At 64.0% G+C, this 26233-nt stretch carries 23 protein-coding genes; 9 read left to right on the top strand and 14 right to left on the bottom strand.

What is annotated here, in order from left to right; genetic code table 11:
• The first annotated feature begins 58 nt into the window (after positions 1-58).
• From IHQ72_RS00540 to IHQ72_RS00555, 4 genes are all read left to right on the top strand, one after another.
• The gene (locus IHQ72_RS00540; protein WP_258120672.1) at positions 59-1612 is read left to right on the top strand and encodes an alpha/beta fold hydrolase; all 1554 of its coding nucleotides are present in this window, start codon (positions 59-61) and stop codon (positions 1610-1612) included.
• Between the two features lie 139 nt (positions 1613-1751).
• Positions 1752-2195 (top strand): carboxymuconolactone decarboxylase family protein, encoded by a 444-nt coding sequence (locus IHQ72_RS00545; protein ID WP_374120323.1) that lies wholly within the window; start codon positions 1752-1754, stop codon positions 2193-2195.
• Between the two features lie 183 nt (positions 2196-2378).
• Positions 2379-2699 carry a nuclear transport factor 2 family protein gene (locus tag IHQ72_RS00550; RefSeq protein ID WP_258120674.1) on the top strand — a complete coding sequence of 107 codons (321 nt, stop codon included), beginning with the start codon at positions 2379-2381 and terminating at the stop codon, positions 2697-2699.
• A 10-nt stretch (positions 2700-2709) separates the two neighbouring features.
• Positions 2710-3024 carry a hypothetical protein gene (locus IHQ72_RS00555; protein WP_258120675.1) on the top strand — a complete coding sequence of 105 codons (315 nt, stop codon included), beginning with the start codon at positions 2710-2712 and terminating at the stop codon, positions 3022-3024.
• Positions 3025-3204: 180 nt separating this feature from the next.
• On the opposite strand, the gene IHQ72_RS00560 is transcribed toward IHQ72_RS00555, so the two are convergent.
• The 7 genes from IHQ72_RS00560 to IHQ72_RS00590 form a co-directional block, all read right to left on the bottom strand.
• Positions 3205-4632, bottom strand: coding sequence for a gamma-aminobutyraldehyde dehydrogenase (locus IHQ72_RS00560; RefSeq protein ID WP_258120676.1), 1428 nt, complete (start codon positions 4630-4632; stop codon positions 3205-3207).
• A gap of 29 nt (positions 4633-4661) precedes the next feature.
• Positions 4662-5477 carry an ABC transporter permease gene (locus IHQ72_RS00565; RefSeq protein ID WP_258120677.1) on the bottom strand — a complete coding sequence of 272 codons (816 nt, stop codon included), beginning with the start codon at positions 5475-5477 and terminating at the stop codon, positions 4662-4664.
• Positions 5467-6432 (bottom strand): ABC transporter permease, encoded by a 966-nt coding sequence (locus IHQ72_RS00570; protein ID WP_258120678.1) that lies wholly within the window; start codon positions 6430-6432, stop codon positions 5467-5469. The genes IHQ72_RS00565 and IHQ72_RS00570 overlap by 11 nt, the downstream gene beginning before the upstream one ends.
• A 235-nt stretch (positions 6433-6667) precedes the next feature.
• Positions 6668-7666 (bottom strand): ABC transporter ATP-binding protein, encoded by a 999-nt coding sequence (locus IHQ72_RS00575; RefSeq protein WP_258120679.1) that lies wholly within the window; start codon positions 7664-7666, stop codon positions 6668-6670.
• 206 nt (positions 7667-7872) lie between these two features.
• Positions 7873-9024 (bottom strand): ABC transporter substrate-binding protein, encoded by a 1152-nt coding sequence (locus IHQ72_RS00580; protein WP_258120680.1) that lies wholly within the window; start codon positions 9022-9024, stop codon positions 7873-7875.
• Positions 9025-9149: 125 nt separating this feature from the next.
• A complete protein-coding gene (locus tag IHQ72_RS00585; RefSeq protein ID WP_258120681.1) occupies positions 9150-10076 on the bottom strand; it encodes a LysR family transcriptional regulator in 927 nt (308 codons plus the stop codon).
• A gap of 76 nt (positions 10077-10152) precedes the next feature.
• Entirely contained in the window at positions 10153-10929 is a 777-nt protein-coding gene (locus IHQ72_RS00590; protein ID WP_258120682.1) for a DeoR/GlpR family DNA-binding transcription regulator, read from the bottom strand.
• Between the two features lie 429 nt (positions 10930-11358).
• On the opposite strand from IHQ72_RS00590, the gene IHQ72_RS00595 reads away from it, so the two are divergent.
• Together IHQ72_RS00595 and IHQ72_RS00600 are read left to right on the top strand one after the other, a co-directional pair.
• Positions 11359-12243, top strand: a complete 885-nt coding sequence (locus IHQ72_RS00595) for a phosphotransferase family protein (protein ID WP_258120683.1) — start codon at positions 11359-11361, stop codon at positions 12241-12243.
• Entirely contained in the window at positions 12240-14693 is a 2454-nt protein-coding gene (locus tag IHQ72_RS00600) for a GcvT family protein (RefSeq protein WP_258120684.1), read from the top strand. The genes IHQ72_RS00595 and IHQ72_RS00600 overlap by 4 nt, the downstream gene beginning before the upstream one ends.
• Before the next feature lie 34 nt (positions 14694-14727).
• On the opposite strand, the gene IHQ72_RS00605 is transcribed toward IHQ72_RS00600, so the two are convergent.
• Positions 14728-15360 carry a class I SAM-dependent DNA methyltransferase gene (locus IHQ72_RS00605; RefSeq protein ID WP_258120685.1) on the bottom strand — a complete coding sequence of 211 codons (633 nt, stop codon included), beginning with the start codon at positions 15358-15360 and terminating at the stop codon, positions 14728-14730.
• A gap of 160 nt (positions 15361-15520) precedes the next feature.
• Here IHQ72_RS00605 and IHQ72_RS00610 point away from each other — a divergent pair, with 160 nt between their 5' ends.
• Positions 15521-16423 (top strand): phosphotransferase family protein, encoded by a 903-nt coding sequence (locus IHQ72_RS00610; protein ID WP_258120686.1) that lies wholly within the window; start codon positions 15521-15523, stop codon positions 16421-16423.
• Between the two features lie 17 nt (positions 16424-16440).
• On the opposite strand, the gene IHQ72_RS00615 is transcribed toward IHQ72_RS00610, so the two are convergent.
• The 4 genes from IHQ72_RS00615 to ilvD all read right to left on the bottom strand — a co-directional run bounded on the left by IHQ72_RS00615 (position 16441) and on the right by ilvD (position 21035).
• On the bottom strand, positions 16441-17361 hold the full coding sequence (locus IHQ72_RS00615; RefSeq protein WP_258120687.1) for a DMT family transporter: 921 nt from the start codon (positions 17359-17361) through the stop codon (positions 16441-16443).
• 137 nt (positions 17362-17498) lie between these two features.
• Complete coding sequence (locus IHQ72_RS00620; RefSeq protein WP_258120688.1) at positions 17499-17753, bottom strand: hypothetical protein; 255 nt, start codon at positions 17751-17753, stop codon at positions 17499-17501.
• 125 nt (positions 17754-17878) lie between these two features.
• Positions 17879-19162, bottom strand: a complete 1284-nt coding sequence (locus tag IHQ72_RS00625) for an amidohydrolase family protein (protein WP_258120689.1) — start codon at positions 19160-19162, stop codon at positions 17879-17881.
• Positions 19163-19190: 28 nt separating this feature from the next.
• A complete protein-coding gene (ilvD, locus tag IHQ72_RS00630; RefSeq protein ID WP_258120690.1) occupies positions 19191-21035 on the bottom strand; it encodes a dihydroxy-acid dehydratase in 1845 nt (614 codons plus the stop codon).
• 278 nt (positions 21036-21313) lie between these two features.
• Here ilvD and IHQ72_RS00635 point away from each other — a divergent pair, with 278 nt between their 5' ends.
• Entirely contained in the window at positions 21314-21787 is a 474-nt protein-coding gene (locus IHQ72_RS00635) for a VOC family protein (protein WP_258120691.1), read from the top strand.
• A 172-nt stretch (positions 21788-21959) separates the two neighbouring features.
• Here the strand turns inward: IHQ72_RS00635 and IHQ72_RS00640 are convergent, their stop codons facing one another.
• A complete protein-coding gene (locus IHQ72_RS00640; RefSeq protein WP_258120692.1) occupies positions 21960-23552 on the bottom strand; it encodes a peptide chain release factor 3 in 1593 nt (530 codons plus the stop codon).
• Positions 23553-23695: 143 nt separating this feature from the next.
• Between IHQ72_RS00640 and IHQ72_RS00645 the strand changes: the two genes are divergently transcribed.
• Entirely contained in the window at positions 23696-24772 is a 1077-nt protein-coding gene (locus IHQ72_RS00645; RefSeq protein WP_258120693.1) for an NAD(P)/FAD-dependent oxidoreductase, read from the top strand.
• Here IHQ72_RS00645 and IHQ72_RS00650 read toward each other — a convergent pair.
• Positions 24766-26139 carry an amidase gene (locus IHQ72_RS00650; protein WP_258120694.1) on the bottom strand — a complete coding sequence of 458 codons (1374 nt, stop codon included), beginning with the start codon at positions 26137-26139 and terminating at the stop codon, positions 24766-24768. The genes IHQ72_RS00645 and IHQ72_RS00650 overlap by 7 nt on opposite strands.
• Between the last annotated feature and the right edge of the window lie 94 nt (positions 26140-26233).

Consider the following 26233-nt stretch of genomic DNA (forward strand, 5'->3'; position numbering starts at 1 on the left):
CGTCGCGCCTCTGCTATGCTGAGCGACCAGAAATCGTCGGGCCGGGCGGACAAGTCTCGTGAGGCCGATCGAAACTCGATACGCCCGAAATGGCGACGTGCGGATCGCCTATCAGGTGGTCGGCCAGGGATCGTTCGATCTCGTTTTCGTGCCGGGCTTCATTTCCAATCTCGACCTGCACTGGGAAGACGAAGGCTACAGCCGGCTGCTGAAGCGGCTTTCAGCCTTCTCGCGGCTGATCCTGTTCGACAAGCGCGGCACGGGCCTGTCGGACCGTATCGATACCCATCACCTACCTAGCCTTGAAACCCGCATGGACGACGTGCGTGCGGTGATGGATGCCGCCGGCAGCGGCCGAGCGGCATTGCTGGGTGCTTCGGAAGGCGCGCCGATGGCGATGCTGTTCGCTGCCACCTATCCGGAGCGGACGCGGGCGCTGGTGCTCTATGGCGGCTATGCGCATTTCCACAAATGGGTGATGCCGCCGGAACGCCTCGACGCCTTCATCGAGATGACCGAGACGGCATGGGGCACCGGCGCCAGCTTGCTGCATTTCGCACCTGGCCGGGTCGACGATCCCCGTTTTGCCACATGGTGGGGGCGCTTCGAGCGGCCGTCGGCGAGCCCGACGGCGGCAGTGGCGCTGGCGCGCATGAATGCGGCAGTCGATGTGCGCGGCGTGCTGGCGGCGATCGGCGCACCAACGCTGCTGATCCATCGCCGCAACGATGCGCGGGTCGACCCCGACGCCAGCCGTTTCCTGGCCAGAAAGATCGCGAATGCGCGACTGGTCGAGGTGCCAGGGCGCGACCACCCGATCTGGACCGGCGACGTGGACCGCGTGGCGGACCTGATCGAGGAATTCCTGACCGGCAAGCACGTCGTGGCCGAGGTGGAGCGTGTGCTGGCTGCGCTTTTGGTGACGCGCATCTACGATACGGCACGGCTCGGTGACCGCATGTGGAGCGAGCGGAGCCAGCGTTTCCTGGAGATTTGGCGGCTACTGGTCGGGCGCCACGGCGGCCGCACTGCAGGGACGCATGGCGAGATGATGATCTCGCGCTTCGACGGACCGGCGCGCGCCATACGCTGCGCGGCGGCGCTGCGTGATGCGGCACAGGGGATCTGCGTAGCCAGCGCGCAGGGCGTGCATGTCGGCGAGATTGAATCCCGCGGGCCGCCAACGGGGCTGACGGCGCGCGTGACGATGCAGCTCGCCGCCCATGCCGCCCGCGGCGACATTCTGGCTTCCCGGCTGGTGGCCGACCTGGCAACCGGTTCGGGACTTCATTTCGCCGATGCCGGCCGCATCACGCTCGACGAGCTGGGCGAGCCGCTGGCAACGGTCCTGGCGACGTCCGAGCAGCATCTGGAGCCGGCCTGCCACTCCAGGATCAAGGCGACTGAGCCGGCTGCGCTGACGGCGCGCGAAAGCGAGGTGGTGAGCCTGATCGCCGACGGCAAGAGCAATGCCGCCATCGCCACCGAGCTCAGGCTGAGCGAGCATACGGTCAAGCGCCACGTCGCCAACATACTGCTCAAGCTGGACTTGCCGTCGCGGGCCGCGGCGGCGGCTTTCTCGGCCAGGCACACTGGCCCGGACGGGCCATGAGAGCCATGGCGCTTTCGGGCGAAGCGTCCATAGCAGCATAAGCGCTATCAATTCTTCTCATGCAAGCTAGGCGGACGTCGCCCGGAAAGGCGCTGCGAAGGGAGGATGAAATGCTGAATGGAAGATCCAATCATTGGTGATGGCGGCGGGCGTTGGCGCATTGCTGACCATTGCCCCGGCCAATGCCGAGGATGCTTCGGCGACGGCTGCCTACAAGGACATCCAGGCGACGCTCGGCACGGTGCCGGACATGTTCAAGACACTGCCGGACGTCGCGGTCGCCGGCGCCTGGGCCGAGATCAAGTCGGTGCAGCTCAACCCAAACACTGCGCTCGACAGCAAGACCAAGGAGTTGATGGGCCTCGCTGTCGCGGCGCAGATCCCCTGTCAGTACTGCGTTTATTTCCACACGCAGGCAGCCAAGCTCAACGGCGCCACCGACGAGGAGATCAAGGAGGCCTTGGCGATGGCGGAGATCGTACGCCACTGGTCGACGATGCTCAACGGCAGCCAGATCGACCTCGCAACCTTCAAGCAGCAGGCTGATGAGGTGTTCGCCGCCGTCAAGGCGAAGTCGAATTGAGGCAGTGCTCAAAGTCTTGGAGCGTCCTTTGTGCGTCCAAGCGGACGCACGGCGCTCCAACCGCTCCCCGTCGATGACCGCCGGGCAGCGCTTCTGATCATCAACCGCCCGATCGTGAAGACGGGCACATGGAGGACAAAATGCCGACCAAGACACAGCCAGTGAATGGCGCGGCGATCAAGAATGCGATCGAAGGCCGTGACCGGAAAAATGCTCGCGAGCTTCTATGCCGCTGACGCGCTGGTGCGGGTGATCGACCGCAACAATCCGCCGAGCAAGCCGCGCGAAATTCGCGGACGCGCGGCGATCAGCACATTCTGGGACGACATCTGCAGCCGGGCGATGACCCACAAGGTCGACACCACCATCGCCGACGGCAACAATCTCGCCTTCACGCAGGCCTGCAGCTACCCGGACGGCACGAAAGTGTTCTGCGCGGCGATGCTGGAACTGAAGGACGGCCAGATTGCGCGGCAGACCGTCGTGCAGGCATGGGACGAGTGAGGAGGCGGCCATGTTCAGCGCCAGATGGCAGATCGACGCCAAGTTCGGGCACAAGCAGACAGTGCTCGACTTGTTGAAAAAAATGGGAGCGCGAGATCGGCTCGCAGGTTGGCATCGCCGAGCTGGAGTTCCAGATCATGACCGGCTCGATCGGCGCACGGGAAGCGACGGTCGAGTCACATCACCAAGTCAAAGCCTAGCCCAACTGGAAGAGTTCTGCGCCAAGATCGGCAAGATCGACGCGCACGCCGAATGGGGCAAGGAGATGGAGCCCTATGTCGTGTCGGGCACGAGCCTGTGGAACATTTATCGCATCGTCGAGTAGTGGCCACATCCGATCTTCCTTCTCCCCTTGTGGGAGAAGGTGGATCGGCGCGCAGCGGCGAGACGGATGAGGGGTGTTCCAGCTTGGCGCTTGCTTACCCCTCACCCGGATTGCCAACCGATTTGTAAAGGACAAATCGGGGCAATCCGACCTCTCCCACAGGGGGAGAGGTTAGAGGCGCTACCCGTGCGCCACCATCACATGCCGCACGGCGGTATAATCCTCCAGTGCATAAAGCGACATGTCCTTGCCGTAGCCGGACTGTTTCAGCCCGCCATGCGGCATCTCATTGGTCAGCATGAAGTGGGTGTTGATCCAGGTGCAGCCATACTGAAGCCGGGCTGCCGTCGCCATGGCGCGCGAAACGTCTTTGGTCCATACCGACGACGCCAAGCCGTAGTCGCTGTCATTGGCCCAGTTCACCGCCTCGTCGATTTCGGAAAAGCGGGTAACGGAGACAACCGGCCCGAACACTTCGCGGCGCACGATCTCGTCTTCCTGCAGCGCCCCGGCGACGACGGTCGGCTGGTAGAAGAAGCCGGAGCCCGCGCCCGGCTTGCCTCCGGTGGTGATCTCGATGTGCTTCAGCTCCGAGGCGCGCTCGACGAAGCTCGAGACGCGGTCGCGCTGGCGGCGTGAGATCAACGGCCCGATCTCGTTCTCGGTGTCGTCGGGGCGATTGTATTTGATGGTCGAGACGGCGGAGGAAAGGTCGGCAACGAGCTTGTCGTAGATCTTCTTGCCGGCATAGATGCGGCAGGCGGCGGTGCAGTCCTGGCCGGCATTGTAGTAGCCGAACGCGCGCAGGCCATTGACCACCGCGTCGAGATCGGCGTCGTCGAAGACGATGACCGGCGCCTTGCCGCCGAGTTCCAGATGCGTGCGCTTGACCGATTTGGCGGCGGCCTGCAGCACCTTCTTGCCGGTAGCGACGTCGCCGGTGATCGAGATCATGTTGATTCTCGGGTGGTTGATCAGCGTGTTGCCGACACTGTCGCCTCTGCCGAGCACGACGTTGACGACGCCTTCCGGCAGGATGTCGGCGAGGATCTTGGCCAGCTTCAATGCGGTCAGCGGCGTCTGCTCGGACGGCTTGAAGACGACCGTGTTGCCGCCGGCAATCGCCGGCGCCAGCTTCCAGGCCATCATCATCAGCGGATAGTTCCATGGCGCGATCGAGGCGACGACACCGATGGCATCGCGGCGGACCATCGAGGTGTGACCGGGGATGTATTCGCCGGCGACCTGGCCGGGCATCGAGCGGACGGCGCCGGCAAAGAAGCGGTAGCAGTCGACGATCGCCGGGATTTCGTCGTTGAGCACGGCATTGATCGGCTTGCCGCAATTGAGCGCCTCGAGGGCGGCGAAATCTTGTGCCGCGGCCTCGATGCGATCGGCGATCTTTAGCAGATAGCCGGAGCGCTGCGCCGGTGTGGTGCGCGACCAGGTGACGAAGGCCTTTTCGGCCTCCAGCACCGCCGCCTCGATCTGCGCCTGGCTGGCTTCAGGCAGGTTGAGGATAGCCGCCCCGGTCTTCGGATTGAGGATTGGCTCCTCGGTTTCGGTGCCCTTCTCGAATTTCGGCCCGATCAGCATCTTTATGTCCATGGAAGTCTCTCCCTTATGGATTCTTGACGTCATTTGCCCGAACCGGCGATCTGGTCGCCGTCGCGGGTCAGGTAGTAGGCAAGGAGAATAGGCAGCAGCGTCACCAGCACGACCACCATGGCCACGACATTGGTGACTGGGCGCTGGCGCGGACGGATCAGTTCCTCCAGCATCCAGATCGGCAGCGTCTGCTGCTGGCCGGCGGTAAAGGTGGTGACGATGACCTCATCGAACGACAGCGCGAAAGCGAGCATGCCGCCGGCGAGCAGCGCGGTGGCGATGTTGGGCAGCACGACATGGCGAAAGGTCTGGAAGCCGTCGGCGCCGAGATCCATCGATGCCTCGATCATCGAGCCGGAAGTGCGGCGGAAGCGGGCGACGGCGTTGTTGTAGACAACGACGACGCAGAAGGTGGCGTGGCCAAGCACGATCGTCCAGAACGAGAACGGAATCTCGGCCAGCGAAAAGGCCGAACGCAGCGCGATGCCGGTGATGATGCCGGGCAGCGCGATCGGCAGGATGACCAGCAGCGAGATGGTTTCGCGGCCAAAGAACTGTGTTCGCGAAACGGCGGCCGCGCAGAGCGTGCCGAGGACCAGGGCGACGAGGGTCGAGATGGCGGCGACCCTGATCGACAGCGATAGCGCTTGCCACACGTCCGGGCGGTTCCAGGTGACGGCGAACCATTGCGTCGTCAGCCCCGGCGGCGGCCAGACAAAGCTCTTTTCCTCGGTCGTGAAGGCATAGATAAAGATCAGGAAGATCGGCAGATGCAGGAACAGCAAACCGCAGGCAGCGGCGATCTTCAGGCCGAGAGGAGCGGATGGTGAGCCATCAGAGCGCATCGAAAGCCCCCATGCGCTTGGCGCCCCAGAGGTAGAAACCCATGATGACGATGGGCACTACGGTGAAGGCGGCGGCGAGCGGGATGTTGCCGGCGGTGCCCTGCTGCGAGTAGACGGCCTGGCCGATGAACAGCCGCGAGGTGCCGATAATCTGGGGGATGATGTAGTCGCCCAGCGTCAGCGAGAAGGTGAAGATCGATCCGGCGACGATGCCAGGCAGAGCCAGCGGGAACAGCACGTTGCGGAAGGTCTGGCCGGGCGAGGCGCCGAGATCGGACGAGGCCTCGACCAGATTGCCGGGCACGCGCTCTAGCGCCGCCTGCACCGGCAGGATCATGAAGGGCAGCCAGACATAGACGAAGACGATGAAGGTGCCGGTTGATGACACCGACAGAGAATTGCCGCCGACGATCGGCAGCGACAGCCAGCCATCGAGCAGCCACAGAAGATGCAGCTTGGCGAGCAGCCAGGTCAGGATGCCTTCCTTGGCGAGGATGAGCTTCCAGGCGTAGATCTTGACCAGATAGCTCGACCACAGCGGCAGCATGACACCGAGATAGAACAGCGCCTTCCAGCGGCCGCGCGCATAGCGGGCCGCGTAATAGGCGATAGGGAAGGCGATGATCGCCGAGGCGAGCGTAACCAGAGCCGCCATCGTCACCGTGCGCAGGATGATGTCGAGATTGGCGGCCTGCAACAGGTCGCCGTAGGTCTTCAGCGTGAATTCGCGGTTGATGAGGCCGGAGAACTCGTCGATCGAGAAAAAACTCTGCAAGAGCAGCGCGAACAGCGAGCCGATATAGACGATGCCGAGCCACAGCACCGGCGGCAGCAGCATCAACAGCAGCAGCAGCTTCGGCCTGCGCCAGAACAGGTCCGATAGCGCGCCGCGCAGGCCGCCGGCGCGGGGAAGGAGGGCTGGGGCAGGTTTTGCCTGGGTCGCGGCCAGAGTCATGGTTTCTTCGACCGGCCGCGTTCCTTCGCGCCCCCCTCTGTCCTGCCGGACATCTCCCCCACGAGGGGGGAGATTGGCTGTCGCGACTGCTTTCGCCAATCACGAACGTTGCAGAAGAGGCGCCACTGGCGAAGCTGCCGATCTCCCCCCAAGTGGGGGAGATGTCCGGCAGGACAGAGGGGGGCGCCGTGAAGCGCCGCACTTGGCCTGTCAGCCAAGACTTTCCTCACCGCCATCATGCCGGCTCGTCCATCAAATGCAGGTGCTCGCGGTTGAAGGTGAGCACGACCACCTCGCCTTCCCTGGGCAATTTCGCACCGGCCGGCACGATCGCATGCAATCTCAACCCGTCGGCATCGAGCGCCAGTCTTGTCGTGGCGCCGAGATAATTGGTCGAGACGAGACGAGCGGCAACGCCGTCGCCCTTGGCCGCCCGGCCGATGCGAATGGATTCAGGCCGCAGGCTGCCCCAGCGATGCTGGCCGGAATAACGCTGAACGAAGTCCGGCGGCAACACATTGGACGAGCCTACGAAATCGGCGACGAAGCGCGTCTTCGGGCGCTGGTAGATGTCCTCCGGCGTGCCGATCTGCATGATCTTGCCGTCGTTGAAGACGGCGACGCGATCGGCCATCGAAAGGGCCTCGCCCTGGTCGTGGGTGACGAAGACGAAGGTGATGCCGAGCGCCTTCTGCAGCGACTTCAGCTCCTCCTGCATGTTCTCGCGCAGCTTGAGGTCGAGCGCGCCAAGCGGCTCGTCGAGCAAAAGCACCTTGGGCTGGTTGACCAGGGCGCGGGCGAGCGCGACGCGCTGGCGCTGGCCGCCGGAAAGCTGGCCGGGACGGCGGGCGCCGTAGCCCGGAAGCCGCACCAGCGACAATGCCTCCTCGGCCGCCTTCTGCCGCTCGAGCTTGCCGACGCCCTTGACCATCAGCCCGTAGGCGACATTGTCGAGCACGTTCAGATGCGGAAACAGCGCGTAGTCCTGAAAGACGGTGTTGACGTTACGGCGATAGGGCGGAACGCCTTCGGCGCGTTCGCCGAAAATGGAGATCGAGCCCGATGTCGGCTGCTCGAAGCCGGCGATCAGGCGCAGGCAGGTCGTCTTGCCGGAGCCTGAAGGCCCGAGCATGGCAAAGAACTCGCCCGGCACGATGTCGAGATCGACCATATCGACGGCGCGCACGCTGCCGAAATGGCGCGAGACTCTGGCGAACGAAACGGCTGATGTCATGGGCTGTCAGTCTGTTACCGGTTTGATGTGTTGACATCGCCGGCGCCGCCACGGATAGCGGGCGGGACCAGCGAACTGCGCGGCACCCTACCTCCCCCTTGTGGGGAGGTCGCGGCGAAGCCGCGGGTGGGGGCAGGAACTGCCGAGCGAACCCCCACCCCGACGCTGCGCGTCGACCCTCCCCACAAGGGGGAGGGTAAGGGAACTCACCGCCCGCCGATGACTCCGATATAGTCCGACACCCAGCGATAGTAAGGCACGCACTGGTCCTGGGTGGCGCACTTCGACACCGGCGTCTTCCAGAACTTTATCTTTTCGAAATTGTCGTAGCCGTTGGTCTTGCAGCCTTCGTCGCCGAGCAGTTCGTTGCCCTTGCAGGCAGCAGGCACCACCGGAAGCGAACCGAACCAGGCGGAGACATCGCCCTGCACTTTCGGCGATAGCGAGTGCTCCATCCACATATAGGCGCAGTTCGGGTGGGCTGCGTCGGCCGCCAGCATGGTCGTGTCGGCCCAGCCGGTGACGCCTTCCTGGGGAATGGTCGAAGCGACCGGCTTCTTGGCAGCAACCAGCGTGTTGACCTGGTAGGGCCATGAACCGGAGGCAACGACGCCTTCGTTCTGGAAGTCATCGACCTGGATGGCAGCGTCATGCCAGTAGCGTCCGACCAACGTGCGCTGGACGCGCAGCAGATCGAGGGCGGCCTTGTACTGGTCTTCGGTCAGTTCGTAGGGATCCTTGATGCCGAGCTCCGGCTTGTGAAGCATCAGATAGTTGGCGGCATCGGCGATGTGGATCGGCCCGTCATAAGCCTGGACGCGGCCTTTGTTCGACTTGCCGTCAGGCAAGGTCATCTCCTCGAAGACCACGTTCCAGCTCTTCGGCGCTTCCTTGAACACCTCGGTGTTGTACATCAGCACATTCGGCCCCCACTGGTAGGGAGCGCCGTAGTGGACGCCGCCAACCGTGAACCACGGCGCATCCTTCAGCCGGTCGTCGACCGTGTTCCAACTCGGGACGAGATCGGTGTTGATCGGCTGGACCCGCTTGCCGGCGACGAGGCGCAGCGAAGCGTCGCCCGAGGCGGTAACGAGGTCGAAGCCGCCCTCGTTCATCAGCGCGACCATCTCGTCGGAGGTGTTGGCGGTCTTGATGTTGACTTTGCAGCCTGTGTTCTTCTCGAAAGACGTGACCCAATCGTAGTTCTTGTCGGTTTCGCCGCGTTCGATGTAACCGGGCCAGGCGACAATGTTGACCTGGCCTTCGCCCTTGCCGAGTTCCTTAACCTGGGCGATCGCCTGGCCGGAGAAGGCCAGCGCGACCGTTAATGCAGTGCACGACTTCAGGAATGAGTTCATCGTCGATCTCCCATCTGAGGGGCCGCACTCTCGCGGCGGCTTGGTCCCTGATTGTCAAAGTGCTGTGAAATTTCCGGTTTCGCAAATTCATTTATCAGAAAGGCGATATCGGTTTTTCCGATAGACTAACGACCGATCTTCTCCGGCCGCTGGCGGACCATGCGCTGCGACTGGGCAAGCCCGATGAAGTCGCGCGCGGCCTGCGGCAGGCCGGAGCCGCGCCGCCAGACCGTGCCGACCTGGACAACCGGCAATGAGCCCGAAATATCGCGCGATTCGATGCGGTCGCCTTCCAGCGACCATGGCCGGTAGACGAGGTCGGGCAGCAGCGCCACGCCGGCGCCGGTAGCGACGAGGCTGCGCACCGCTTCGACCGAGCGGGTGCGGAAGGCGACATGCGGCTTGGCGGCGATCGCCGCCAGCAGTTTTCCGGTATTCTCTTCGATCTCGTCGACGGTCAGCATGATCAGCGGCTCCGAGGCGATATCGCCAATGCCGATGATGTCGGCGCCGGACAGCGGATGGCCAAGCGGTAGCCATAGCCGGTAGGGCGAGACTTCGAGAATTTCCGATTGCAGGGCGGTGCGGTCGCGCAGGTTCGAGGTGACCATGACGGCGATGTCGAGCTTGCCGCCGATCAGCAGATGTTCGAGGTAATCGCCATTGTCCTCGATGGCCGAGATCTCGACGCCCGGATAGGCGCGGCGATAGCGGGCGAGGAGGTCGGACAGCACATAGCCGGCGACCAGCGATGTGACGCCGAGTTGCAGCCGGCCGCCAGCCGCCGTTTGCTCGCCGGAGAAGGCGCGGCGCGCATCGGAAACGTCGGCAAGGATCTTTGTCGCGTGGCGCAGGAACTGGTGGCCCTTGTGGGTGATGTTGAGGCCGCGCGGATGGCGCTCGAACAGTTCGACGCCGAGATCGCCTTCGAGTTCCTTGATCGCTTCGGTGACCGACGATTGCGAGATGGACAGGTTTTGGGCGGCGCCAGACACCGTGCCTTGCTCGGCGACGGCGATGAAGAACTGCAATTGGCGAATGGTGAAGGCCATCGCCGGACTAAACACCGGGACGGCAAGGAAGAAAAGCCGCCGATCTCAGGCTCACCGCTTTACTGCTCTGGCCAGGTCAGGTCGCGCTTTCGCTGCCGGCAATGCTGAGCCGCGCGCCCGCTTCCCCAAGGGCTGCGGCGATGGCGCGCGGCGGCGGCCGATCGGTGACGAGTTCGGAAAAACCGTCGAGGCCGCAGACCTGGACCAGGCCCTGGCGACCGAACTTGGTGTGGTCGGTGACGACGAGCGAGCGCTGGCCGCGCGACAGCACCATGCGGGCGAATTCCGCCTCTTCCAGATCATAGTCCATCACGCCCGTGACGGCATCGACCGCGCCGGTGGAGATCACCGCATGGTTGACGGAAAAGCGGCTGACGAATTCGATCGCCGAGACGCCAAAGGCGGCGCCCGAGTCGCTGCGCAATTCGCCACCGGCCATGTAGACCTTGTTGCCGTTGACGGTGGCCAGCGTGCGGGCGATGTCGGAGGAGTTGGTAACCACCGTCAACCGCCGGTGGCCGAGCAGTTCGCGGGCCAGGAAAGAGGTGGTGGTGCCGGTGTCGAGCATGATCGATTCGCCGTCGCGGATGGTCGCGGCAACCATGCGGGCGATGGTGCGCTTGGCATCGGCATTCTCGCGCATGCGCCGCTCGAACGGCGCCTCGCCGGCCATTGACGGCAGGCCGACGGCGCCATGCATCTTCAGGATCGAACCGTCACTGGTCAGCGGCTTGACGTCGCGGCGCACGGTCTCCAGGGAGACGCCCAGCCGGTCGGCCAGACTGGCGATGGTGACAGTGCCCTCTTCCTGCAGGAGACGCAGGATTTCGCCATGCCGCTTCGAGTGGATCATCGGGATTCGGCCCCAATCGGATTGTTGCGCTGCTGACCGCTTCTAAGGCAAATCGGCCACAGCTTACAAGAAATCCTTGTGGTTTCGGGCAAAAAGCCACAAGTTTTCGTTGACAAGCCAGATCACATGGCGTGACACTGGCTTGGTGACAGGCTCGGAACTGCCACGGGAGAACGACGGCAGAGCCGCACCAAGATTCGCCTGCCCGAACGGCTGGAAAGTCGTCTGGCGCAAGGGAAAAGGATTTTTTCGAATCCGCGGGGGCGGATGCCGGAGTCGAAGAACCCGGCACAGGGGCTCGTCGGTGCGGTGCGGGATACCGATCCCGGGATCCCGCACCGACGAGAACTTCGCATTTGTCCCTCCTGCCGGCCGCCAGATTTTTGTCGCCCGTGGCGCCTTGAACCCCGCCCAACGAGGGATGGACCTGTGACCGCCGAGGACCGCATCCGCGCCCTGCCCTGCTGGACCGGCAACATCGAGATCGCGCCGCTGCCGGGCGGCTTGAGCAACGCCAACTATCTGGTCGAGGACGCCGCCGGGCGGCATGTCGTGCGCTTTGGCCAGGATTTTCCGTTCCATCACGTCTTTCGCGAGCGCGAGGTGATGACCGCGCGCGCGGCGCACGCCGCCGGCTTCGCGCCAGCGGTCCATTATTCCGAGCCCGGCATTTTGGTGACGGAATTTCTCGGCGCCAAGACCTATGTCGCGGAAGACGTACGCGCTAATATCGGCCGCGTCGCCGCCCTGATGCGCGGCTTCCATCGGGAGATGCCCAATCATGTCTCCGGCGCCGGCTTCATGTTCTGGGTGTTCCATGTCATCCGCGACTATGCGCGCACGCTGGAGGAAGCCGGCAGCCGCATGCGAAGCGAGTTGCCGCGGCTGCTGACGCTTGCGGACGAACTCGAACGGGCGCAAAAACTGCTGCCGATCGTCTTCGGTCACAATGACCTTTTGCCGGCTAATATCCTCGACGACGGCCATAGGCTGTGGCTGATCGATTTTGAGTATGCCGGCTTCAACACGGCGATGTTCGACCTTGCCGGCGTCGCCTCGAACGCCAGCATGAACGACGAGGAGTCATTCGCCTTCCTGACCGCCTATTTCATGAAGGAGCCGGATGAGGCGATCCGCCGCTCACATGCGGCCATGCAATGCGCATCGCTGCTGCGCGAGGCGATGTGGAGCATGGTTTCCGAACTTTATCTCGACGCGCCCGGCATCGACTACGTCGCCTATACCGACGAAAACCTGACGCGGCTCGATGCCGCGCTGGAAAACTACAGAACGAAATACGGACAAAGATCATGACATTGCCCGCCCACGCCGAGATCGTCGTCATCGGCGGCGGCATCATCGGCTGTTCGACGGCCTATCATCTGGCGCGTGACCACAAGGCCGATGTCGTACTTTTGGAACAGGGCAAGCTGACTTCGGGCTCCACCTGGCATGCGGCGGGGCTGGTCGGGCAGTTGCGCTCGTCGGCCTCTATCACCCGCGTGCTCAAATATTCGGTCGATCTCTACAAGGGGCTGGAAGCCGAAACCGGGCTGGCCACCGGCTGGAAGATGACCGGGTGCCTCAGGCTCGCCACCAATGCCGACCGCTGGATCGAGTACAAGAGGCTGGCGACGACGGCGAAAAGCTTCGGCATGGATATGCAGTTGCTGTCACCGGCCGAGGTCAAGGCAATGTGGCCGCTGCTGGAAACCGGCGATCTCGTCGGCGCCAGCTGGCTGCCGACCGACGGCCAGGCAAGCCCTTCCGACATCACGCAGTCGCTGGCCAAAGGCGCGCGCATGCATGGCGCCAGACTGTTCGAGGATGTCCGCGTCACCGGCTTCGACATGAAGGATGGCCGCATCACCGCGGTGAAGACCAACAGGGGCGATATCGCCTGCGACAAGGTGGTGAACTGTGCCGGGCAATGGGCGCGGCAGGTCGGCGCCCTTGCCGGCATCAACGTGCCGCTGCAGCCGGTGAAGCACCAGTACATCGTCACCGAAAGAATAGACGGGTTGGCGACCGATGCGCCGACGATCCGCGACCCCGACCGCCGCATCTATTTCAAGGAGGAGGTCGGCGGGCTGGTGATGGGCGGCTATGAGCCGAACCCGCAAGCCTGGACGACCGACCTTCCCGGCGGCGATGTCCCTGATGACTGGGAGTTCCGGCTGTTCGACGACGATTACGATCATTTCGAGCAGCATATGAACCAGGCGATCACGCGGGTTCCGGCGCTCGAAACCGTGGGCGTCAAGCAGATGATCAACGGGCCGGAGAGCTTCACGCCGGACGGCAATTTCATTCTTGGCGTTGCGCCCGAATGCGCCAACATGTTCGTCGGCGCCGGCTTCAACGCCTTCGGCATCGCGGCGGGCGGCGGCGCCGGCTGGGTGCTGGCGCAATGGGTGGTCGATGGCGAGGCGCCACTCGACTTGTGGGTGGTCGATGTCAGGCGCTTTTCCGACCTGCACCGCGACCGGCAATGGGTCCGCGACCGCACGCTGGAAGCCTATGGCAAGCACTACACGATCGGCTTCCCGCATGAGGAGTATGTCACGGGTCGGCCACGGATCGTGTCGCCGCTCTACGAACGGCTGCAAAAGCATCGCGCCGTGTTCGGCTCCAAACTCGGTTGGGAGCGGCCGAACTGGTTCGCGCCCGAAGGCGTCGAGCCGAAGGACATCTATTCGATGGGCCGGCAGAACTGGTTTTTGCCGGTCGGCGACGAGCACCGGCATGTGCGCGAGAACGTCGGCATCTTCGACCAGTCGTCCTTCGCCAAATACGAAATGACCGGTGCGGATGCGCTGAAGGCGCTCGACTGGATCTGCGCCAACGACATCGCCAAGCCGGTCGGCCGGCTGACCTACACCCAGCTTCTCAATACGCGCGGGGGTATCGAGGCCGACCTGACCGTGGCTCGGCTCGGCGAAGAACGATTCTACGTCGTTACCGGCACCGGCTTTAGGACGCATGATTTCTCGTGGATCGGCGACCATGTCGGCAACGAACTCGACGTGACGCTCACCGATGTCACCGAGGATTTCGGCACGCTTTCGCTGATGGGGCCGCGCGCCCGCGACGTGCTCGCCGCGGTAACCAATGCGGACGTGTCGAACACCGCGTTCCCGTTCGGACATGTGCGGGAAATCTCTATCGCCGGCCACACAGTTCGAGCGCTGCGCGTCACCTATGTCGGCGAACTCGGCTGGGAGCTGCATGTGCCGATCGCGGCAACGGGCGAAATCTTCGACGCGCTGATGACCGCGGGCGAGAAACACAACATCCGCCCGGTCGGCTACCGGGCGCTGGAATCGCTGCGGTTGGAAAAAGGCTACCGCGCCTGGGGCTCCGACATCACGCCCAACGACACGCCGCAGGAGGCCGGCCTCGGCTGGGCGGTGAAGCTCCGCAAGAATACCGATTTCCTCGGGCGGCGGGCGCTGGAAGAGATCAGTGGCGCGGCGCTGAAAAAACGCTTCGCCGGGTTCACCGTCGACGATCGCGACATCGTGCTGCTCGGGCGCGAGACGATCTTGCGCAACAGCGAGCCGGTCGGCTACCTGACCACCGGCGGCTATGGCTACACGGTCGGCAAGAACATCGGCTACGGCTATGTGCGCAACGCCGACGGCGTCAGCGACGATTTCCTCGCCTGCGGCGATTACGAGCTGGTGGTGGCGATGGAGCGGACGCCGGCAAAAATCCATCTCGAGCCGCTTTACGACCCGGCCGGAGAAAAGATCAGAGCCTAGCAGGCTGTAGAAGAAGTCTGCTAGAGCGGGATGATCAGTTCACGCGCAGAACGAGGCCGCGGCTCGGCACGGTGTCGGCCTCGCCCGGCATGGAGACATAGGGCGACGTTTCCTCGGCACGTGTGACGACGCCCTTCGCCTCGAGGTCCGCGATCCGCGCGGCAAAACCGGCGTCCCACAGTGTGTTCTTGACCGTCAGCACGATTATCCCGCCCGGCCGGCAGATGCGGATCAGTTCGTCCAGCCCCTCTGCGCCGACATGGCCCGAGGTGAAGACGCCGGCCGATATGATGCCGGCATAGGCGTCATCCGCGAAGGGCAGCGGTCCGCCGAGCGCCAGGCAGTGAAGCGCCGAATAGACGCCCTTGCGCGCCGCCTGGGCCAGCATGCCCGCCGAGATGTCGAGCGCCTCGACCTGCGGATAGCCCGCGATTTTCAGCCATTCGCCGATGAGCCCGGTGCCGGCCCCGGCATCGAGGAGCGGTGCCGCGCCGCGCGGCAGATGGCGGGCTAGCAAGGCGAGGCAGATAGTCGGATGGCGATAACCGGCCGCCGACATGTCGGCGTCGTAGGTGTCGGACCATCGGTCGTAAAGCGCCGCAACTTCCTCAGGCCGCTTCGCCGCATAGGCCGCGGCGAGCGCGCCCTCATTTTTCCTGTCCGCCATCGCAGTCCCGTCGGCAAAATCAAAGTGCTGCAACGTCCTTTGCGCGTCCAACAGGAACGCACGGCGCTGGAGTGAATCGCATGCCGGCAATGATAGCCAAACGGCGAAATTTGTGGAACCGTCGTCGCCACAAATAAAGACGCGAAAGAGGGCGGAAGCGATGGTGGACGAGGAAGCACGCGCGGCGCTTGCAGCCATTCCGGCGCTGGCCGGCTACGAGGGACCGCTGGAGCGGCTCGGCGGCCTCACCAACCGCGTCTTCAGGGCTGGAGATGTCTGCCTGCGGATTCCCGGCAAGGGGACAGAGGAATATATCAACCGCGCCAACGAGGCGGTGGCGGCACGGGAAGCCGCCAAGGCCGGCGTCAGCCCCGAGGTGCTGCATGTCGACGGCGAGACAGGCGTGATGGCGACTCGTTTCGTCGCCGGCGCCGAGACGATGTCGCCGGAAAAATTCAAAGCCCGGCCGGGCAGTCCGGCGCGGGCCGGCAAAGCCTTCCGCAGATTGCATACATCCGGCGCTGTGTTTCCCTTCCGCTTCGAGCTTTTTGCCATGATCGACGACTATCTGCAGCTGCTGTCGACCAAGGAAGTCGCCCTGCCCGCCGGTTACCACAACGTCGTACGCGAGGCGGAAACCGTTCGGTCGGCGCTTGCCGCGCATCCCCAGCCTCTTGTCGCCTGCCACTGCGATCCGTTGTGCGAAAACTTTCTCGATACCGGCGACAGGATGTGGATCGTCGACTGGGAATATTCCGGCATGAACGATCCGCTCTGGGATCTCGGCGACCTCAGTGTCGAAGGGCAGTTTGATACCGCGCAGGAGGAAGAGATGATGCGCACCTATTTCGGCGGCGAGCCAACGCCGGCGGAGCGCGGCCGCGTTGTCGTCTATAAGGCGATGTGCGATCTCCTGTGGACGCTGTGGGGGCTGATCCAGCTCGCTAACAGCAATCCGGTCGACGATTTCCGCGCTTATGCCGACGGCCGCTTCGCGCGCTGCAAGGCGCTGATGGAGACAGCCGACTTCTCAAGGCATCTGGCGGCAGTTCGCGCGGGTTAGTACCAAAAATCTGAACATTAGTTGACGCCTTTCGGTACGTTCTCCGGCGGCACCGTGTCGACCACTTTCTGGCGATGGAAGATGAACAGGCCGGCCAGCACGATGATGCCCGAGCCGATCAGGATGCGCGGGCCGGGCATGTCGCCGAAGAACGCCAGCCCGAAGATGACGGCCCACAGCAGCAGGCTGTAATGCAGCGGCGCCAGCGTCGACGCCGGCGCCAGCTTCAGCGCCCTGGTGATCATCAGATGCGCGCCGCAGGAGACGATGCCGAGAAGCAGCATGGCGCCGAAATCGAGCGAGGACGGCGTCTGCCAGTTGCCGATGGTGAGAAACCCGCCGACCAGCAGCGTGCCGATGGTTTGCCAGGTAACGAGCGAGGTGTCGCTGGTGCCGCGCAACCGCCGGTTGAGGATGATGGCGAAGGCGAATGAAATGCTTCCGGCCAGCGCGAAGGCCGACGACAGCGAAAACGCGGCCGAGGACGGTTTGAGCATGATCAGCACGCCGCAGAAGCCGACCAGGATCGCCATCCAGCGGCGCCAGCCGACCTTTTCACCGAGCAACAAATGGGACAGCGCCGCCACGTAGATCGGCCCCGCCATGTAGAAGCTCATGACGTCGGCAAGCGGCAGATAGACGACGGCGGCGTAGAACAGCGCCGTGTCGAGCGTCGTCATGACGACGCGCAAGACCTGCAGTTCCAGGCGTTCCATGCGGAACAGCCTGGCCGTACCTTGACGAGCGATCATCGGGCCGAGCACGAAAAAGGCGCCGATGGAACGGATCAGCACGACCTGGCCGACGGAAAAGCTGGCGACCAGCCATTTGCCCATCGCATCGTTCAACGCAAACAGGAAATCGCCGGCCAGCATCAGCAGAATGCCCGCCAAAAGCACGTTCCTGATCGTCGAATTCTGGGCTGTTGGCTGTGCCATGCCGATGTCGCTTCCTCCCGCATGAAAGCTCGGTGAGCAGCGTCGTAGACGCAAGCAGCCGCTTTGACGAGTGGAATTCGGGAACCCGGCCAGACCAGAGCCGGAAATCGGCTGGGCCTGGATAGCCGCTTGAACGCCTACTTTGGCCGTGGCCGAATGATGATCGGACGATAAATCACCGGCCGGTCCCAGGGATCGAAAGCCGACGCACTTCTCAGGTCCGCGCGGCGCGCGAGATCGATGCGCTGCAGACATTCGGCGAAGGCATCGTTCTTCCTGACGAAGCCGTAGGACCGGCATTTCGCCTCGTCTGCGGCACGACGGTCTTCGGCCGTCATGCAGCCTGCACAGGTCGCCGCCAACGCGACCACCATCGCCGTCTTGCGCCACATGGTGCCCCTCCTCGACATAAAACTGGAGATTGATTGTAAACTTAAGATCAGGACCTATCAATCGGATCGGCACGCGCGGCTTGCTGCAGATCCAACGTCCTATTGGGCCTGCCAATTATTGGTCATCAAGTGGACGGGCGATGCCTGCGGTTCACCGTTGCCGGTCGTCCCGCGATCGAAAGCCGCGTTTCCTGCCTGGCCCGCTCGGCCACCACTTTGCCCCTGGCAATGACACAGAGGCGCTCGGGACGCAGACGCAAGGCCTCGACCGGATCGCCGGCATCGAGGACGACGAGGCTGGCGCGCTTGCCGACCGCCAGGCCGAGATGGTCGAGGCCCATGATGGCGGCGTTGACGTTGGTGACCATGTCGAAACAGCGCGCCATGTCGGCCGGGCTCGACATCTGGGCGACGTGAAGGCCCATGAAGGCGACGTCGAGCATGTCGGCGGTGCCCAGCGAATACCAGGGGTCGAGCACGCAATCCTGGCCCCAGCCGACGCGGATGCCGTGGGCAAGCATTTCCTTGACCCGCGTCAGGCCGCGGCGTTTGGGGAATGTGTCGTGGCGGCCCTGCAGCATGATGTTGATCAGCGGATTGGGAATCGCCGAGACACCTGCCTCGGCGATCAGCGGCAACAGCTTCGAGACATAGTAATTGTCCATCGAGTGCATCGAAGTGAGATGCGAGCCGGCGACCCTGCCCTGCAGGCCGAGGCGCTGCGTCTCATAGACCAGTTGCTCGATATGGCGCGACAGCGGATCGTCGGTCTCGTCGCAATGCAGGTCGACCATGAGGCCGCGTTCTGCCGCGATTTCGCACAGTTCCGTCACCGAACGCGTGCCATCGGCCATGGTGCGCTCAAAGTGCGGAATGCCGCCGACGATATCGACCCCCAAGTCGAGCGCTCGAACGGTGTTATCGCGCGCCGTCGGCGAGCGATAAAACCCATCCTGCGGGAAGGCGACCAGTTGCAGGTCGATATAGGGCGCGACCGTCTTCTTCACATCGAGCAGGGCTTCGACCGCCAGCAGCCTCGTATCGCAGACATCGACATGGGTGCGGATGGCGAGCAGGCCCATGGACACCGCCCAGTCGCAATAGGCGAGCGCGCGCTCGCGCACCGCTTCGTGCGTCAACAGCGGCTTCAGCTCGCCCCACAGCGAAATGCCTTCCAGCAGCGTGCCCGACGCGTTGATGCGCGGTATGCCCAGGGAGAGCGTGGCGTCCATGTGAAAATGCGGATCGACGAAAGGCGGCGAGATCAGATTGCCATGGGCGTCGATCGCCGTGCTCGCGGTAACGCTCAGCTCGGGCTCGATGGCCGCGATCGTCTCGCCGATGATGCCGATATCGGCGATCGTGCCGTCGGGCAGCATGCCGCCGCGGACGATAAGGTCAAAATCCATCTACCGTCATCCCTTTGAAGAAGCAGACCTACTCCGGCACATACCTTACCGCACCCTTTGCAGCACTGGTCGCCATCGAGGCGTAGGCGCGCAAGGCCATCGTCACTTTGCGCTTGCGCTTTTCATCGGGCTTCCAGGCGGCGGTTCCCTTTGCCTCCATCGCCGCGCGGCGGGCGGCCAGTTCGGCATCGTCGACGGCAAGCCGGATGGTGCGGTTCGGGATATCGATCTCGATCGTGTCGCCCTCATGCACCAGCCCGATCAGCCCGCCTTCCGCCGCCTCGGGAGAAGCATGGCCGATCGACAGGCCGGAGGTACCGCCGGAAAAGCGGCCGTCGGTGACCAGCGCGCAGGCTTTGCCGAGGCCCTTCGATTTCAAATAGCTGGTCGGGTAGAGCATTTCCTGCATGCCGGGGCCGCCGCGCGGCCCTTCGTAGCGGATGACGACGACATCGCCAGCCTTGATCTCGTTGGACAGGATCGCCTTGACGCTGGCGTCCTGGCTTTCGAACACCCTGGCCGGGCCGGTGAATTTCAGGATCGATTCATCGACGCCCGCCGTCTTGACGATGCAGCCGTCGAGCGCCAGGTTGCCCCTAAGCACGGCTAGGCCACCGTCCCTGGAAAAGGGGTGCTCGGCCGAGCGGATAACGCCGGTTTCGCGATTTGTGTCGAGCTCGTCCCAGCGCCGATCCTGGCTGAAGGCGACCTGCGTCGGCACGCCGCCCGGGGCCGCTAGGAAGAAATCGCGAACGTTCTGGCTTGTGGTGCGCGAAATGTCCCAATGGTCGAGCGCTTCGCCGAGACTTGCGGTGTGCACCGTCGGCAGGTCGCGGTTGATCAGCCCGGCGCTATCGAGCTGGCCGAGGATCGCCATGATGCCGCCGGCGCGGTGGACGTCCTCCATATGGACGTCGGACTTGGCCGGCGCGACCTTGCACAGCACCGGAACCCGCCGCGACAGCCGGTCGATGTCCTCCATGGTGAAATCGACCTCGCCCTCATGCGCGGCAGCCAGGATGTGCAGCACGGTGTTGGTCGAGCCGCCCATGGCGATGTCGAGCGTCATGGCGTTCTCGAAGGCGCCCTTCGAGGCGATGCTGCGCGGCAGCGCGGTGTCGTCGTCCTGCTCGTAGTAGCGCTGGGCGAGATCGACGATCAGATGGCCGGCCTCGACGAACAGCCGCTTGCGGTCGGCATGGGTGGCCAGCGTCGAACCGTTGCCGGGCAGCGACAGGCCGAGTGCCTCGGTCAGGCAGTTCATCGAATTGGCGGTGAACATGCCGGAGCAGGAGCCGCAGGTCGGGCAGGCCGAGCGCTCGATGGTCTTGACGTCCTCGTCTGAGATCTTGTCGTCGGCGGCAGCGACCATGGCATCGACCAGATCGAGCGCCTGCGTCTTGCCGGCGAGCACCACCTTGCCGGCTTCCATCGGACCGCCGGAGACGAAGACGGTCGGGATGTTGAGGCGAAGCGAAGCCATCAGCATGCCCGGCGTGATCTTGTCGCAATTGGAGATGCAGACCATGGCGTCGGCGCAGTGGGCATTGACCATGTATTCGACCGAGTCGGCGATCAGCTCGCGCGACGGCAGCGAATAGAGCATGCCGTCATGGCCCATGGCGATGCCATCGTCGACAGCTATGGTGTTGAACTCCTTGGCGACGCCGCCGGCCTTTTCGATCTCGCGGGCGACCAGCTGGCCGAGATCCTTGAGGTGGACGTGACCCGGCACGAACTGGGTGAAGGAATTGACCACCGCGATGATCGGCTTGCCGAAATCGGAATCCTTCATGCCGGTGGCGCGCCACAGACCGCGGGCGCCGGCCATGTTGCGGCCATGGGTGGTGGTGCGGGAGCGATAGGCGGGCATTAAATTGTCCTTGCTGTCTGCGTCGCGCCCGGACAGGCGCGGAAAACCGGAATTGAGCGGCGTTATATACGCCACGGTCTGGTCTGGCCACGGTTTTGCGATGCGCCGGGATCTTGAGCCAAAGACGGCAAGCCGGTCCAGGCAGTAAAAAAGTCAGAGGTGCTGTCGGATCGTGTTTTGCCCGAGCGTCCTTGGGCAGACGGCGCGGACGGGCATCGATGCCAGCCGGCCGTTTTACGAGTGACAACAAAGCCAAAACCAGCCCGAGGAGCAAGCAAATGCAAAAGATCACCCCCTGCCTGTGGTTCGACGACCAGGCCGAGGAGGCCATGAACCACTACATCTCCATCTTCAAGAATTCGAAGGTGCTGAGCGTGATGCGCTGGCCCAAGGGCAGCGGCGATAGTGAGGGCAAGGTGCTGGTGACCTATTTCGAGCTCGACGGCGTTCAGTTCCAGGCGCTCAACGGCGGGCCGCAATTCAAGTTCACCGAGGCAGTCTCGCTGTCCATCGACTGCAAGACGCAGGAGGAGGTCGACTATTTCTGGGACAGGCTCATTGAGGGCGGTGGCGAGCCCAGCCAGTGCAGCTGGCTGAAGGACAAGTTCGGCGTCTCCTGGCAGGTCGTGCCGGAGCAATTGCCGAGGCTGCTGCAGGACCCCGACACGGAAAAGGCCGGCCGTGTCATGCAGGCGATGATGCAGATGACCAAGATCGACATCGCCAAGATCGAAGAGGCAGCCAGGGGCTGAGGGAGCCGATCTTCTCCTTCTCCCCCTTGTTGTGGGAGAAGGTGGATCGGCGCGGAGCGCCGAGACGGTTGAGGGGTGTTGGACGGAATGAGGCGTCGGTGTTTCCTGGAACACCCCTCATCCGTCGCCTTCGGCGACACCTTCTCCCACAAGGGGAGAAGGAGAAGAGTGCTCAAGCCGCCTTGTCGCGGACCTGGTAATCCTTGACCGCGGCGAAGCGGATCGCCTTCCAGCGCTCGGCCTCGTAATTGAGCGAAAAGGCATGCTGGGCCAGGAACACCGGGTCGTTGTCAAGGTCGCGGGCGATGTCGCCGCGATGCGCCTCGATGAAGCGATGCATCTCGGCCTTGGCGTCAGCCGATATCCAGCGGCAGACCGAAAAGCGCGACATCTCGAAATCGACGGGCAGCGTGTACTCGATGCTCAGCCGCTCCTTCAGCACGTCGAGCTGCAGCGCGCCGACGACACCGACGATTGCCGGTGAACCGTCCTCCGGCGAGAACAGTTGCACGACGCCCTCCTCGGCCATCTGGTGCAGCGCCTCCTTCAGCTTTTTGGCCTTCATCGCATCGCCGAGACGGACGCGGCGCAGGATTTCCGGCGCGAAATTCGGCACGCCGCGGAACAGGATCTCCTCGCCCTCGGTCAGCGTGTCGCCGATGCGCAGCGTGCCATGGTTGGGGATTCCGACGACGTCGCCGGCGAACGCCTCGTCGGCGGTGACGCGGGTGCGGGCGAAGAAGAACTGCGGCGCCGACAGGCTCATCGGTTTTCCGGTGCGCACCAGCTTGGCCTTCATGCCGCGCTCGAGCTTGCCCGAGCAGACGCGGACGAAGGCGATGCGGTCGCGGTGGTTGGGGTCCATGTTGGCCTGGATCTTGAAGACGAAGGAGGTCATCTTGTCCTCGGTCGCCTCGACCTTGCGGATGTCGGCCTCCTGCGCGCGCGGCGGCGGCCCGTAGGCGCCAAGCGCCTCGATCAGGTCGCGCACGCCATAATTGCGCAGCGCCGAGCCGAAATAGACCGGCGTCAGATGGCCCTCGCGAAACGAGTCGATGTCGAGCGGACGGCAGGCTTCGCGCGCCAGTTCCAGCTCCTCGATGAAGGCTTCGCGCTCGTTCTCCGGCAACAGGCCGGCGACGCGGTTGGAGTCGGGTCCATTGACCGGCGTCCGTTCCTTCTCCGCGTCGCCCTTGCGCACCGCGTTCAGCGCCAGATGGTAGGTACCGGAAAAGGTCTTGCCGCGGCCGATCGGCCAAGTGATCGGTGCGGTGTCGAGCGCCAGTTTCTGTTCGATCTCGTCGAGGATCTCGAACGGGTCGCGGCTTTCGCGGTCCATCTTGTTGACGAAGGTGATGATCGGGATGTCGCGCAGCCGGCAGACCTCGAACAGTTTTAGCGTGCGCGGCTCGATGCCCTTGGCGGCATCGATGACCATGACCGCCGCATCGACCGCCGAGAGCGTGCGGTAGGTATCGTCGGCGAAATCCTCGTGGCCGGGCGTGTCGAGCAGGTTGAAGACATTGTCCTCATACTCGAAGGTCATCACCGAGGTGACGACCGAAATGCCGCGCTCGCGCTCGATCTTCATCCAGTCCGACCGGGTCTGGATGCGATCCTTCTTGGCCTTGACCTCGCCGGCAAGCTGGATGGCGCCGCCGAACAAAAGCAGCTTTTCGGTCAGCGTCGTCTTGCCGGCGTCCGGATGCGCGATGATCGCGAAAGTGCGGCGGCGCGCCACCGCGTTCGTGATGTCTTCAGCCAATTTATGGAATCCCATGTGGTGCGCGGGCTTCTAGCAGCGCTTTTGCAGCCTGTCGAACAATTTTGGGCGGATGGCCCTCGCCCGGTCTTGAGATAGGGTTGCGGCAACGACATCAGAAGACCCGATTCGACAAGGGACCATCCATGAGCGCAGCCAAGCAAGTCATCGTCGTCGGCGCCGGCATAATCGGCGCGTCCATCGCCTGGCATCTGGCGAAGGCTGGCGCGAAGGTGACGGTCGTTGCCGACAGCGGCGCCGGCGGCGTCGCGACACCGAATTCCTTTGCCTGGATCAATGCCAGCTGGGGCAATCCAGAGCCTTATTTTCGGCTGCGCACCCGTTCGATGGCCGAATGGACGCGGCTTGCGCATGACGTGCCCGGCATTCCGTTGGAATGGTGCGGCGGCCTGTGCTGGGACCTGCCGCCGGCCGAGTTGGAAGCCTATGCCGCCGAGCATTCTGCCTGGGGTTACGGCATCGAGCGCGTCGATCGCACGCGAGCCGCCCGCATCGAGCCCAACTTGACCGAGCTTCCCGATTTCGCCCTGCATGTAGCCGAGGAGGGCATTGCCGAGCCGGTCGCCACCACGCAAACGCTGCTGGCCGACGCCGAGCGGCGCGGCGCGCGGGTGCTGACTGGAACAGCCGTCACCGCGCTCGTGCAGGCCAATGGCAGGATTACCGGCGTCGATACATCCGGCGGACGGATCGCTGCCGATGAGGTGGTGATCGTGGCCGGCGCCGGCTCTCCGGCAATCGCGGCGACGGCCGGATTAAAGCTGCCGATCGACACGCCGCCCGGCCTGATCGTCCACTCACGCCCCTACGAAAAGCTGCTCAACGGCCTGGTGATCGGAGACCGGCTGCACATGCGCCAGACTGCCGAGGGCCGCATCATCGCCGGTTCGGATTTCGGCGGCGCCGATCCGGGCATGGATGCCGACGCCACCGGCCGCGAGTTGTTTGCGTCGATGAAAGCCATGCTGCGCGGCGCCGCCGGGCTGGAACTGGATTTTCACACGGTCGGATACCGGCCGACGCCCGTCGACGGCTTTCCGATCATCGGACGGGCTCAAGGCGTGAGCGGCCTGTATGTCGCGGTCATGCATTCCGGCATCACGCTGGCGCCTGCCGTCGGCCTGTTCGCCGCCCGGGAAATCCTGGACGACGCGCGCGAACCGCTGCTTGAGCCTTATGGGCTGGCGCGGTTTGCTCAATAGCCGGGCGGACGACGAAAGCCGCTGGTTAGCCGCGCTATTGCCCTGGCGATGCCGAGCAGCCGCGATTCGGACCAGCGGCGGCCGACCAGCTGCAGGCCGATGGGCAGGCCGTCGCGGTCGTGCCCGCAGGGCATCGACAGTGCCGGGTGGCCGCTATAGTTGAACACCGCGCCATAGGCCGGCAGCATCCAGTAGCTCTGCTCCCTGTCATCGACCTTGATCGGTGTTCCCGGCTCGCAATGCGGGAAGGCCGTGGTCATGGCGACGGGACACAGCAAGACATCGCAGCCTTCGAAAAACCGGTCCCAGGCAAGGATCGACCGGTCGCGGCGGGCGAGAGCCTCGAACCAGCGCGAGACCGGTGTCGGTTCTTCCGGCGGCTCCCGCTGCGCAGCCTCCAGCATCATGCCAATCAGCGCGCCGCCTTGCGTCAGATCGTCATGCAGGTCGAGCGTCGGCAGCTTTGCTTCCTCGACGGTCGCGCCCGCAGATTTGAGTTGCTCAGCCAGACTTTCGACCGCGGCGCTGATTTCGTTGGCGACCGGAAAACCAGGAAAGGACGGAGCAAAGGCGATGCGCAATGTCTTGAGATCGAGCTTCGGCATGTCCTCGACCGGCACCGGCGCAAGGTCGGTGTCGCTGCCATCCGGTCCTGCAATGATCCCCAGGATCAGCGCCAGATCTTCGACATTGCGGGCCAGCGGACCGAGGCAGGACATCAGCCGCACGCTTCGCGGCGCGCCGGCGGGACCGGGAAAGGCGCCAGCCAGCGAGACGCGATGCTCGGTCGGCTTCAGGCCGTAGACGCCGCAGAAGGCCGCAGGCAGGCGGATAGAATCCTGCATGTCGGTGCCGATCTCGAATGGTGTCATGCCGGTGCTGAGCGCTGCCGCGGCGCCGCCGCTGGAACCGCCGGCGGTGCGCGATAGATCCCAGGGACTACTGGTGCGGCCAAACAGCGGATTGTTCGACTGCCAGTCGGCCAGCATCGTTGCGACATTTGTCTTGCCGACCAGCACGCCGCCGGCCGCCTTCAACCTGAGAACGACCGGACTGTCTTTTCTCGCCACATAGTCGGCAAAGGGCGGGAAACCGACCGTGGTCTTCATCCCCAATGTTTCGTGCGTGTCCTTCAGCGTGAACGGCACGCCGTGCAGCGGCCCGAGAGCGGCGCCGCGCGCCTGCGCTTCGTCGGCCTTCTTCGCTCGAGCGCGAGCCCCTTCCCTGTCGAGCGTGACGACCGCATTGACCGCCTCATTGTGCCTGTCGATCTGCGCCAGATGCGCGTCCAGCGCCTCCACGGCGGAAATCTTGCGGTCGCGGATCGCGGCGGCGAGTTCGATAGTCGAGGAAAAGACTAGGTCCATGACGAATGCTCCGGCTTGCCAGCGCCGCCAGCCTCACCAAATGGCGGGCTACGGCGCCTCTTCAAGCCGAATTCAGCATCTGAGTACAGGCGGT

Origin of the sequence: Mesorhizobium onobrychidis, from assembly GCF_024707545.1 — a bacterium.
Classification (GTDB): Bacteria; Pseudomonadota; Alphaproteobacteria; order Rhizobiales; family Rhizobiaceae; genus Mesorhizobium; species Mesorhizobium onobrychidis.

What these genes read in the sequence shown, in the direction of transcription:
- IHQ72_RS00545 (WP_374120323.1), top strand. Translation starts at nt 1,752, where the DNA reads ATGGCGGCGGGCGTTGGCGCATTGCTGACCATTGCCCCGGCCAATGCC.
- IHQ72_RS00550 (WP_258120674.1), top strand. Translation starts at nt 2,379, where the DNA reads ATGCGATCGAAGGCCGTGACCGGAAAAATGCTCGCGAGCTTCTATGCC.
- IHQ72_RS00555 (WP_258120675.1), top strand. Translation starts at nt 2,710, where the DNA reads ATGTTCAGCGCCAGATGGCAGATCGACGCCAAGTTCGGGCACAAGCAG.
- IHQ72_RS00560 (WP_258120676.1), bottom strand. Translation starts at nt 4,632, where the DNA reads ATGGACATAAAGATGCTGATCGGGCCGAAATTCGAGAAGGGCACCGAA.
- IHQ72_RS00565 (WP_258120677.1), bottom strand. Translation starts at nt 5,477, where the DNA reads ATGCGCTCTGATGGCTCACCATCCGCTCCTCTCGGCCTGAAGATCGCC.
- IHQ72_RS00570 (WP_258120678.1), bottom strand. Translation starts at nt 6,432, where the DNA reads ATGACTCTGGCCGCGACCCAGGCAAAACCTGCCCCAGCCCTCCTTCCC.
- IHQ72_RS00575 (WP_258120679.1), bottom strand. Translation starts at nt 7,666, where the DNA reads ATGACATCAGCCGTTTCGTTCGCCAGAGTCTCGCGCCATTTCGGCAGC.
- IHQ72_RS00580 (WP_258120680.1), bottom strand. Translation starts at nt 9,024, where the DNA reads ATGAACTCATTCCTGAAGTCGTGCACTGCATTAACGGTCGCGCTGGCC.
- IHQ72_RS00585 (WP_258120681.1), bottom strand. Translation starts at nt 10,076, where the DNA reads ATGGCCTTCACCATTCGCCAATTGCAGTTCTTCATCGCCGTCGCCGAG.
- IHQ72_RS00590 (WP_258120682.1), bottom strand. Translation starts at nt 10,929, where the DNA reads ATGATCCACTCGAAGCGGCATGGCGAAATCCTGCGTCTCCTGCAGGAA.
- IHQ72_RS00600 (WP_258120684.1), top strand. Translation starts at nt 12,240, where the DNA reads ATGACATTGCCCGCCCACGCCGAGATCGTCGTCATCGGCGGCGGCATC.
- IHQ72_RS00605 (WP_258120685.1), bottom strand. Translation starts at nt 15,360, where the DNA reads ATGGCGGACAGGAAAAATGAGGGCGCGCTCGCCGCGGCCTATGCGGCG.
- IHQ72_RS00610 (WP_258120686.1), top strand. Translation starts at nt 15,521, where the DNA reads ATGGTGGACGAGGAAGCACGCGCGGCGCTTGCAGCCATTCCGGCGCTG.
- IHQ72_RS00615 (WP_258120687.1), bottom strand. Translation starts at nt 17,361, where the DNA reads ATGGCACAGCCAACAGCCCAGAATTCGACGATCAGGAACGTGCTTTTG.
- IHQ72_RS00620 (WP_258120688.1), bottom strand. Translation starts at nt 17,753, where the DNA reads ATGTGGCGCAAGACGGCGATGGTGGTCGCGTTGGCGGCGACCTGTGCA.
- IHQ72_RS00625 (WP_258120689.1), bottom strand. Translation starts at nt 19,162, where the DNA reads ATGGATTTTGACCTTATCGTCCGCGGCGGCATGCTGCCCGACGGCACG.
- ilvD (WP_258120690.1), bottom strand. Translation starts at nt 21,035, where the DNA reads ATGCCCGCCTATCGCTCCCGCACCACCACCCATGGCCGCAACATGGCC.
- IHQ72_RS00635 (WP_258120691.1), top strand. Translation starts at nt 21,314, where the DNA reads ATGCAAAAGATCACCCCCTGCCTGTGGTTCGACGACCAGGCCGAGGAG.
- IHQ72_RS00645 (WP_258120693.1), top strand. Translation starts at nt 23,696, where the DNA reads ATGAGCGCAGCCAAGCAAGTCATCGTCGTCGGCGCCGGCATAATCGGC.
- IHQ72_RS00650 (WP_258120694.1), bottom strand. Translation starts at nt 26,139, where the DNA reads ATGGACCTAGTCTTTTCCTCGACTATCGAACTCGCCGCCGCGATCCGC.